Below are 8,816 nucleotides of genomic sequence, written 5' to 3' on the forward strand. Positions count from 1 at the left end.
GCGGTCTTATCGGAGACGAGGGCGGGGGTCTTGCCGTCCGCCTCGAGCACCTTGGCGCCATAGGACCAGAGCACGGCCCAGAGGGTCGTGTTGGAGTCGCCGCAGTGGCTGATGGCGATGCCCACAGGGTTGCCCTGCTTCTTGAGCACCTTGGCCTGCTTCAGGAGCTCGTCCCAGGTCTTCGGGTACTCGAACCCCGCCTTCTTGTAGTGCGCCATGTTGTAGGTGGCGGGAAAGGCGACCCAGTACCACGGGACGGCTTTCCATCCCGAGCCCGTCAGCGCGCACTCGGCGCCGAAGGGGTACCAGCCGCCGTATTTCTTGCCGAGGGTGTCGACGAGCGGGCCCACGTCGATGAGACTGCTCTCGAACAGGAACGGATCGGCGTGACTGAGGATGACGAGGTCATGGCCGGACTGGCTCTGGGCCTCCGCGGCCCGCTTGGCCGGAAGCTGGAGGCCCTGGATGGTGTCGACCTTGACGGTGACCCCCGCCTGCTTGCTGAATAGCTCGGCCTGCCGTCGGAGCTCGTCGTCCGCGGCGGGGACGAAGTGATTGTTGCTGAGCAAAGTCACCTCGCGCTTCTGCGCGAAGGCCGGCGCGCGGCCCAGCAGCGCGGTGGCCCCGACGGCGGATGTTGTGGCAAGGAAGCGACGACGGGTCATTCTTCGCATGGCATTCTCCTCTCCGATGCGAAGCTCACGGTGGTACGGCGGGACGGGGAATCGGCGGTCGGGTTGCCCTCCTTCGACGAAGATTAGCCGGCTTGTATCACCGCCGGAGACGAGATGTCAATGGCACTGCCCCCTCACCCTACCCTCTCCCCCGATGGGGGAGAGGGATCAGAGAAGTCCGACGGGGCTGTTCTCATCTCTCTCCCTCAAGGGGGAGAGGGCAGCGCGACGAGGCTCTTGTCATCCCTCTCCCTCAAAAGGGGGAAAGGGATCCCGAGCGCAGACTCTCAGCATTTTTTCATCCCTCTCCCCCATTGGGGGAGAGGGCAGGGTGAGGGGGAGGTTCGCGCATAATCCGGACGAGAGGCGCTCATGACGACGCGCCGCTGAGACCGAGGACGCTCCAGGTTGGAACGGGCCGCGCGAGGCCCTTGAGGGCGATGGGGCCGATCTCTTCGGCCTCGATCAGCTTCTCCACGGCCGAGGCCACGCGGGAGGAGATGAGAATCTGCCCGCCCTTGGCTTCGCTGCAAAGCCGCGCGGCGAGGTTGGTCACCGTACCGATGGCCCCGTAGTCCCATCGACCTTCGAAGCCGATGGCGCCGATGGTCGCGTACCCCTGCGCGATGCCCACGCCCAGCCCGAGGTCCCACCCGCGCTTGCGCCAGCCCGCGGCGAGGCCGGTCACACGGTCCCGCATGGCCACCGCCATCCGAAGCGCGCGCTCGGCCGGATTCGGCACCTCGACGGGGTCGTTGAAGAAGATCATCATGCCGTCCCCGGTGAAGCGCTCGAGCGTGCCTTCGTGCTCCAGGATGAGCTGGCCCATCTCGTGGTGGTACTCGCGGAGCACGCCCATGACCTCCTCGGGCTCGGCCGACTCCGCGAAGGAGGTGAAGCCGCGCAGGTCGAGAAACACCACGATCACCTCGCGCCGGTGGGTCTTTAGCGGGTCCTCGGCGCCGCCGGCCACGATCAGCTCGGCGAGCTGCGGCGAGAAGAACCGCTTGAGCCGTCCCAGCCGCTCGACCAGCGCAACCTGCTCGCTGACTCGCTCCTCCAGCGTCCGGTTCCACGCTTCCAGCTCGCGGCGCAGGGTCGCTTCCTGATCGTGCAGGCGCTTCTTCTCGAGACAGGCGCCGATCCGCGCGCGGAGCAGCACCGGGTCGAAGGGCTTGGATAGGTAGTCCTCCGCGCCCAGCTCGATGCAGCGGACCACGCTCGCGATCTCGTCGAGGGCGGAGATCATCAGGACGGGAATGCTCCGCAGCGCTGGCTGTGCCTTGAGCCGTGTCAGCACCTCGTAGCCGTCCATGCTCGGCATCATGACATCCAGCAGGACGAGGTCCACCGGGGCGGTGGCGAGGGCCGCCAGCGCGGCACTCCCGTCGGCGGCCACACTGACCGCATAACCCTCACGCGAAAGCCGTCGCGCGAGCACGTCGCGATTCCCTTCGTCATCGTCCACCACGAGAATGCGCCCGCGATCCGCCGGGCGCGATCCGCCCGAGGTGGCCGGTGCGGCGGCAACCTGCCGAGGTCTCGCGGGGCCGTCGATGAGCGCGCGCAGCTGGCCGGCCGCGGTGGCGATCCGACGAAGGTCTTGCGAGAGATCTGTGTCTGATCCGGCGCGCCCCTCCATCTCCTTCACGCCCGTCACGATCCGGTCGAGGGTGGGGACAAGGGCGCCGCGGGCCGCGCCCAGGTCGGCCAGATCGGCATCCACGCCCGACGGGGCCAGGAACTCGTTGACGCGCGCGAGGAGATGACGGGCGTCCTCCAGCATCTGGCGGAGCGGGCCCGCCAGCTCGCGCCGCGAGGCAGCCTCGGCGTCTTCGAGCAGCATCTCGCCATAGCCGATGATGTGGTTGAGCGGGGTGCGCAGCTCGTGGCGAAGCCGGGCGCGCTCGGAGCTCTCGCCGGTCACGGAGCGGCGGCCCCGCCCAGGAGCGCGTCGATCTTCGCGAGCAGTCTCGGCAGATCCACGGGCTTGGTGTCGAAGTCGTCGCAGCCGGCCTCGATGGCCTTCTCGCGGTCGCCCGACATGGCATGGGCGGTCAGGGCGATGATGGGGATGGCGCCCGTCGCGGGCGCCGCCTTGATTTGCCGCGTCGCCTCCCAGCCGTCCAGCACGGGCAGGCTCATGTCCATGAGGATCAGCGCCGGCACCTCCGCCTGCGCCATCCGGACACCCTCGGCGCCGTCCACCGCGATGACGACCTGATAGCCCCGGCGCTCGAGACGCCGCGAGAGCATGTCGCGGTTCATCTCGTTGTCCTCGACCAGGAGGATCTTGGGCACCTAGCGGGCTGCCTTCCGACGCGCCACGGAGGCCATGACGAGCCGCCGGACTTCACCCAGCAGCGATTCGCGGGTGTACGCGCCCTTCTGGATCACGCGCTCGACGCCGCCATTGAGCCGCTGCTGATCCTCGGCCGTGACGTCCTTGGAGGTGAGCACGATGACGGGGATACTATTCCAGCTCTCCTGGCGACGGATCTCCTCCATGAACTCGAAGCCGTCCATCTCGGGCATCATCAGGTCCAGCACGATCAGGCCGGGCGCGCCGTCGCGGAGCCGCTCGAGGGCGACGCGGCCGTTCTCGGCCTCCGCCACTCGGTAGCCGTCGCCCTCCAGCTGCCGGCGGAGCAGCTCCCGGATGGCTGGGTCGTCATCGACCACCAGCACGGGCAAGTCCTGTCGGTGTTTCCTCAGCGCGGCCAGGAGCCGCTCCCGGTCGAGGGGCTTGGTCAGGTACTCCGTGGCCCCCAGGGTATAGCCGAGGTTCCGGTCGTCCACCAGGGTCAGCATGATGACGGGAATCTCCGCGAGGTCAGCATCCGCCTTGAGCCTGGACAGCACCGCCCACCCATCGAGTCCCGGCATGATCACGTCAAGGGTGATCGCGTCCGGGCGCAGCTCCTTCGCCAACCGAAGCCCTTCCTCCCCGCTGGACGCCACGGCCACGCGGAAGCCTTCCTTGGTCAGAAAGCGCTGGACAAGATCCCGCACCGCAGGGTCATCATCGATCACGAGCACCGTCTCGGCGCCGGTCGCCGGTGCGACCGTGAGCGTGGGCTCGGCCCCGGCCTTGGCCACGGTGGCCGGTACGTGCATGGTGAACGTGCTTCCCCTCCCGGCCTCGCTCTCCACCGTGATGTCGCCGCCCATCATGCGGGCCAGGCGCCGGCTCAGCGCGAGCCCGAGCCCCGTGCCGCCGTAGCGCCGCGTCACCGACGCGTCGGCCTGGGAGAACTCCTGGAAGAGCCGGTCCATCTGCTCGGGGGTCATCCCGATCCCCGTGTCGCTCACGGCGAACACGAGCCGGTCCGTGCCATCCACGGCTTCGCGCGAGACGGTCAGCCCGACCACGCCCTCTTCGGTGAACTTGCACGCATTGCTCAGGAGATTGAACAGGGCCTGACGGAGCTTGGTCAGGTCGGCGTACATGCTCCCCGCATCGGGCGCGCAGCGGACGTCCAGCCTGTTCCGGTTCTTCTCCGCCAGCGGCTGGATGACGGCGGCGATGTCGCGGATGGTGTCGGCCACGGCGAAGGTCTCGAGATAGAGGTCCATCTTGCCCGCCTCGATCTTCGAGAGATCGAGGACGGAGTTGATCAGCTCGAGCAGGTGCTTGCCCGCGGTGTTGATCTTCGCGAGGTCGGGCACGAAGGCCTCCTGGCCGAGGTCCTGGGCTTCCTCTTCCAGCATCTCGCTATAGCCGATGATGGCGTTGAGCGGCGTGCGCAGCTCGTGCGACATGTTGGCGAGGAACTCGGACTTGTGGCGGCTCACCGCCTCCAGCTCGCGGAACAGCCGCGCATTCTGGATGGCCAGGGCCGACTGGGTCGCGAAGGTCTTCAGGAGGTCTACGATCTCCGGGGCGAAGGCCCCCGGGGTTTTCCGGTTCACCACGAGGCCGCCGATGATCCGGTTCTCCCGCAGCAGCGGGATTGCCAGCAGCGAGCGGACGCCCGCGCGCAGCAGGACATCCTTCAGCCGTCCGTGATAGGCGCCTTCAGCCGTGATGTCGGCGATCTGGATCGGCTCACGGGTCTCGGCGAGCTGACCCACGGCGCCCTCGCCCTTGAGGATGCGCGAAGCGCGGCGGGCCTCCACCAGCTCCTCGTCCATGCCCTTCTCGGCCCGCAGCAGGAACTCGCCCGCCGTCTCGTCGTACTCGTAGATGGCGCCCCCATCCGTGCCTGCGAGCTGGGTGGCTCGGGTCACGATTGTCGAGAGTACCGCGTCCAGATCGAGCGTCGAGCTGACGGCCTGCCCCACCTCGCCGAGCGCCGTGAGCTGGTCCACCGAGCGGGTGAGCTCATGCGTCCGCGCCTCGAGCTCGGTGAACAGCCGCACGTTCTCGACCGCGATCACGGCCTGATCCGCGAAGGTCTTCAGCAGTTCGATCTGCTGGTCCGTAAACGGCCGTGCTGTCGCCCACGTATGGACGGTGATGGCTCCGATCGCGGTTCCACCGCGCAGCATGGGCACACCCAGCACGCTCCGAAGCCCGGCGCCCTGCAAGCCCGCGAACTCGTATTCGGGTTCCTCTAGGACATCGGGGATGTGGACCGCACGTCCCGTCAGAATCGCTCGTCCACTGGCTGTGCCATAACTCGCCGGGTTCGGATAGGCCCTACGCAGGGCTTCCGTGCTCTCCGCATTCGGATTGTCCACCGCTTCGAGATGAATGAGTTGGCCGTCGAGCCTCAGAACAGACGCGGAATCGGCGTTGCAGAGCCTCCGGGCGTTCCTTGCGATCGTGTCGAAGACGGGCTGGACATCGGTCTGCGACCGACTGATGACGCGCAAGATTTCACTCGTCGCTGTCTGTTGCTCCAGCGCCTCGGTCAGATCGTGATTCCGCGCCTCCAGCTCCTTGAACAGGCGGACGTTCTCGATGGCGATGACCGCCTGGTCGGTGAACGTCTGGAGGAGCGCGATCTGCTTGTCCGTGAAGGGCCTCACTTCGCCGCGCCAGACGCTGATGGCGCCGATGGGGAGCCCCTCCCGAAAGATGGGGACGGTGAGGATGGATCGCAGGGCGATGGTATCGCGTAGGGGATGGGTGTACTCGGGGTCGAGCCACGAGTCCTCGATGTGCACGATGCTCCGATCCAGGATCGCGCGCCCGGACGTGGTGCCGCGGTCTATTGGGCGCGGGTACGCCGCCTGCAAGGCCGCCGAGTCCACACCTTGCACGGCCGCGAGCGTGAGCTGGCCCGCTTCGGTGAGAAAGACGACGCTGAAGCTGGCCTCGCACAGCCGGCGTGCGCTTTGCACGATCGCGTCGAAGACGGGCTGCTCGTCCGTGGGGGAGCTCGAGATGACTCGCAAGATCTCGCTCGTCGCCGTCTGCTGCTCCAGGGCCTCGGTGAGGTCGGCGTTCTTGGCCTGCAGCTCGGTGAGCAGCCGTGCGTTCTCGATGGCGATGGCCGCCTGGTCGGCGAAGGTCTCCATCAGAGCGATCTGACCGTCGGTGAACGGTAGAACCTCGAGCCGGTAGATGGTGATCACTCCCAGCAGCTCGCCCGCCCTGAGCATGGGAATCGCGAGCACGGTCCGGATAGGGTCCACCTCTCGGGACCCGTAGGTCAATTCGTGGTCCGCTTGAGCATCGAGAATGTGGACGGTTCGAAGCTCGAGGGCGGCACGCCCCGCGCCGCTCATGCGACCCGGGCGAGGGGGATTCGCCTCGATGAATGCTCTCAGCTCGGGGGAGGTATTGTGGGTGGCCCCGACGCGCAGAAGCTGACCGTCGAAGCGATAGATGAACGCGCGCTCGGCCTCACAGAGCCTGACCGCGTTCTCGGCCAGCGTCTCGAAAACCGGCTGGAGGTCGAAGGTGGAGCGCCCGATCACCTTGAGGAGCTCGCTGGTCGCCGTCTGCTGCTCGAGGGCGACCCTCAGCTCACTGTTGCGCGCCTCCAGCTCGGTGAATAGGCGGACGTTCTCGATGGCGATGACGGCCTGGTCGGCGAAGGTCTTGAGGAGCTCGATCTGGCTGTCGCTGAACGCCTTCGCCTCGCCTCGGCCGACCGAGATCGCGCCGATCGCGTGTCCCTCGCGGAGCATGGGGACCGCCACAACGGTCTTGAAGCCGAATATCCTGGCGAGCTCGCGTCCGCGGCCGGGAACGTCGGGATCGCTGTCCACCTCCCGCACGTGGACCACGCGGCGATCGACGAGCGCCAGCCCATTGATCGACTCCCGATCGGCCGCCATCGGGTACGATCGGCGAATCTCTTCGAGCGCGCTTGGCCCCATGTTGTGATGCGCGGCAAAGTGGATGAGCGTGCCATCGAACCGGGTGACGAACCCGAAGAACCCGTCGCACAGTCGCGCGGCGCTCTCGGCAATCGCGTCGAAGACCGGCTGGACGTTGGTCGGCGAACGGCTGATGACGCGCAGGATCTCGCTCGTCGCCGTCTGCTGCTCCAGGGCCTCGGTGAGGTCGGCGTTCTTGGTCTGCAGCTCGGTGAGCAGCCGCGCGTTCTCGATGGCGATGGCCGCCTGGTCGGCGAAGGTCTCCATCAGCGAGATCTGGCTGTCGCCAAACGGCCGCACCTCATGTCTGTGGATAGTGATCACGCCGAGTAGCTCTCCCGCCCTGACCATTGGAATCGCCAACACGGTTCGAAGGGGATCGACCAGTTGGCGCACACCAAATGTGTACTCGGGATCGCTCAAGGCATCTTCGATGTGGATGGTACGACGCTCCAGGGCTGCGCGTCCGGCCGCACTGCCACGCCCGGGTGCGACGGAAATGTCTCTGACGTAAGCTTCGAGCTCCGGAGTGTTGTTGTAAAGGACCGCGACGCGCAGATGCTCACCATCGAAGCGCCAGATAGCCCCTTGCGCTGCCTCACAGAGCCTGACCGCGTTCTCCGCGAGCGTCTCGAACACCGGCTGCAGATCGAAGGTGGACCGCCCGATCACCTTGAGCAGCTCGCTGGTGGCCGTCTGCTGCTCGAGGGCGACCCTCAGCTCACTGTTCCGCGCCTCCAGCTCGGTGAAGAGCCGCACGTTCTCGATGGCGATCACAGCCTGGTCCGCGAAGGTCTGCACGAGCTCGATCTGCCTCTGCGTGAAAGGTCTCACTTCGCGGCGCCCGCATCCGATCGCTCCTATCGGCGCTCCGTTCCGAATGATCGGAATCCCCAAGTACGTCCGATATGGCGCCCCGCGCTGCAAGACCTCTAGCGTCCGCGGGTCATAGTCGGGGTCGATCAGGACATCGTCGACATGCACCGGCCGGCCGTCGAGAAAGGCGCGACCTACGATGAACCCTCGGTGCGGCAATCGCGGGAACAGGCTGTGATAGGCCTCGGTCTCGCCCGGTGACATGTTGTTGATTGCCGCGAGGTGGAGCAGCCCGTTGTCGAACCGCGCCACCGCGCTGAATGTGGCCTCGCACAATCGGGCGGCGCTCGCGACGATGGCGTCGAACACTGGCTGGACGTCGGTGGGCGAGCTCGAGATGGCGCGCAGGATCTCGCTCGTCGCCGTCTGCTGCTCCAGCGCCTCGGTCAGGTCGGCGTTGCGTGTTTGCAGCTCGCTGAACAAGCGCACATTCTCGATGGCGATCACGGCCTGGTCGGCAAAAATCTTGAGTAGCTCGAGCTGTTTGTCCGAGAACGGCTGAACCTCCGTCCGGAATAGGACGATGGCGCCGAGCGGCACACCCTCGCGGAGCAGCGGCGTGGCGAGGGTCGTGCGGTGCCCGAACCGGCGCTGGAGCTCGCGCCCCACCGGGAATTCGTCTTCGGGCTCGGCCGCGAGATCGCCGACATGGACGCTGCGACATTCCAAGACGGCCCGCCCCGACACAGAGCCCTTCGTCAGCGGAAGCTCGAGCGCCTCAAGGCTTCCGAGACGGAGCGTCATCTCGTGTCCGAACGGACCGACCGCCGCCACGCCACGGAGCACGTCGTGATCGAGGCGGAGGATCGCCACATCCGGTGCGCCGCAGAACCGGGCGGCAGCGCGCACGACCGTCTCGAGGACTGGCCGGATATCGGTTGGCGAGCCGGAGATCGCGCGGAGGATCTCGGCTGTTGCGGTCTGCTGCTCGAGCGCCTCGCTCAGCTCGTGATTCCGCGCCTCCAGCTCCTTGAACAACCGCACGTTCTCGAT

General features: G+C 66.9%; 5 protein-coding genes. 1 reads left to right on the plus strand and 4 read right to left on the minus strand.

Annotated features, from left to right (window positions below):
• From VGT00_18970 to VGT00_18985, 4 genes are all read right to left on the minus strand, one after another.
• On the minus strand, window positions 1–674 hold a 674-nt coding region (locus VGT00_18970; protein HEV8533512.1), incomplete at its 3' end, for an ABC transporter substrate-binding protein.
• Between the two features lie 370 nt (window positions 675–1,044).
• On the minus strand, window positions 1,045–2,601 hold the full coding sequence (locus VGT00_18975; protein HEV8533513.1) for a response regulator: 1,557 nt from the start codon (window positions 2,599–2,601) through the stop codon (window positions 1,045–1,047).
• A complete protein-coding gene (locus tag VGT00_18980) occupies window positions 2,598–2,975 on the minus strand; it encodes a response regulator (GenBank protein ID HEV8533514.1) in 378 nt (125 codons plus the stop codon). The genes VGT00_18975 and VGT00_18980 overlap by 4 nt, the downstream gene beginning before the upstream one ends.
• Window positions 2,976–8,672 carry a GAF domain-containing protein gene (locus tag VGT00_18985; protein ID HEV8533515.1) on the minus strand — a complete coding sequence of 1,899 codons (5,697 nt, stop codon included), beginning with the start codon at window positions 8,670–8,672 and terminating at the stop codon, window positions 2,976–2,978.
• Between VGT00_18985 and VGT00_18990 the strand changes: the two genes are divergently transcribed.
• A partial coding sequence (locus VGT00_18990; protein ID HEV8533516.1) for a hypothetical protein occupies window positions 8,571–8,816 on the plus strand: 246 nt, incomplete at its 3' end. The two genes, VGT00_18985 and VGT00_18990, sit on opposite strands and share 102 nt — an antisense overlap.

Source organism: Candidatus Methylomirabilota bacterium (assembly GCA_036002485.1).
Classification (GTDB): domain Bacteria; phylum Methylomirabilota; class Methylomirabilia; order Rokubacteriales; family CSP1-6; genus AR37.